Raw genomic sequence first — 1,804 nt, 5'->3', positions numbered from 1 at the left:
CAGGCATGGCCTCGGTGAGCCGACGTTCGAGCCGATCCTTTGAGATTGGGACTTGGTCGATCCGTTGTGGATCAACGATGAACAGCAACTCAGGGGCGTCAGTAGCGACTTCAACCGTAATGCTGTCAAGCGCGTCTTCCCCGAACGCGACAGCCATCACGGATTCAATGTCCGCCGCAGTCCCATCTGACGCAGCGACAGCCATCCCCACTTGTAGCCGATACCGAAAGGACGCATCACTCTCGCCATCCTCTCGCGTCAGCCCAATGGCTGCCCCGAGGTTCGCTAACTCTTGTCCTGTCGCTGTGTCGATGTACTGGTTCGTGTGAAGTTCAGTAATCGACTGATTGACGAGTTGGAAATCTTCAACGAACGCCGATAACAGCGTCCGTAGTTCTGTATTGCGGGTCGGGTCTTGAAATGAGTACGGCCAGTTGTCGGCCAGCGTCGCTATTGACGTAGTAACGTCGGTCATCGTTGCGTGGTTGTGACGGTAATATCACCAGCAGCAACAGTCGCAACGGTGCTGTTGTCGACAGGGTAGATCGGTACCCCGTCTGAATCCGTTGTACTGTCGTCGGTGCCGTCGTTGTTGTCGTCTACCAAGGTTACATCCGCGTACGCAACACCCTCCACCGACTCGGCGCTGGACTCCACTTCGTTGAGCAAGACATCTTCACCTTGGACGAGTCCCGTGACGACATCTCCGTCTGTCGTCTGCCCCCCGACGTAGGACACGATATGGTCTTTGACAGCATCAGTCCCACCGTACGTGGCGTCGTGGACAACGTCTATCTCAATTGAAAGTGTCTGTTGGGTCGGTCGAGTAATCGGGATCGACAGTGGACCGTACAGATCAGACTTCTCTAACGTGATCTGTTCTTTCGTTCCGTTGGCACCACCTTGGAGCGTTTTGAGCGTGACGAGTGGGAGTACCTCGTACAGCCGATTTGCGATGTCCGAAATAGCCCCGCCGTACACACGGATTTCTGTGTGCCACGGGTCAACACCCTCTTGGGTGGTGTTCGAGCGATTGGTGAACACGTCCGCCGAGTAGACATCGCTGATGTTTTCGATTGCCAGCGCCGCTGCTTCTGCGGTGCCTGCTCCGCCAATCGCCGTCGACTCTAACGCTCGCTCACGGAGGGCAGCATCCGATTCGCGGGGTTTCCCGACCGTCTGAAGTGTTTCGTTGTCGGTGAGGGTGTACTGTGGATCACCAGTCGGTTGGGGATTCTCGACGGTGTCAACACCACTTACGTCCCCACTCACGAGCGTGGTGATGCTGTTGGTCCCAACGTTCCCGACCTCACCCGTGTCAGTACAGCGGACATTTGCCTCAGCGACGGACTCACCCGATACGATCGTTGTCTGTTCCGTTGTTTCAAACCGAACTGTCTCATCACCCCCCGTCCCAACAACAGTCCCTTCAGGAATGACGTAATCACTACTGGCTGCGGAGTCACGAGTGAAGCGGACGACACCTGTCGCAGCGGTTGCGTCGTTGCGTATAACACCGATTTCTCGGGCTTTCTTGGTCAGTTCCTCACCCGTGGCATCTGTGAGGAAACTCGCGTTATACAGTTCGGATAACGCCTGTTCCTGTTGCGCTGCGAGGGTCTGTGCGTACATCTGAATGAACGCATAGTTTTGCGTTCCCTCAATCGCGGGCGCATCAGGACGGATTGTTTGAAGTGTTTCCTCGATTGCGGCTGCGATTTCGTTGGCACTACGCGGATCGTCGTTACGGTACCGTTCAATCATAACTGAATCGTGTCCACATCACGTTGTGAAATTGGAATCC

General features: G+C 55.5%; 2 protein-coding genes. Both read right to left on the bottom strand.

Annotated features, from left to right (window positions below; genetic code table 11):
- Positions 1–475: hypothetical protein (locus tag EXE42_RS15370; protein ID WP_199240770.1), on the bottom strand; the 475-nt coding region annotated here is incomplete at its 3' end.
- The gene (locus EXE42_RS15365; RefSeq protein ID WP_137706895.1) at positions 472–1,764 is read right to left on the bottom strand and encodes a baseplate J/gp47 family protein; all 1,293 of its coding nucleotides are present in this window, start codon (positions 1,762–1,764) and stop codon (positions 472–474) included. The genes EXE42_RS15370 and EXE42_RS15365, both read right to left, overlap by 4 nt.
- Between the last annotated feature and the right edge of the window lie 40 nt (positions 1,765–1,804).

It is taken from the genome of Halorubrum sp. SP3 (genome assembly GCF_005435195.1).
GTDB classification, from domain to species: Archaea; Halobacteriota; Halobacteria; order Halobacteriales; family Haloferacaceae; genus Halorubrum; species Halorubrum sodomense.
The sequence above is the reverse complement of the archived record's forward strand: the minus strand, read 5'-3'. Positions and strand labels throughout refer to the sequence as shown.

Excerpts from the sequence above, each read along its gene's own strand:
- EXE42_RS15365 (WP_137706895.1), bottom strand. The coding sequence starts at position 1,764 with ATGATTGAACGGTACCGTAACGACGATCCGCGTAGTGCCAACGAAATC.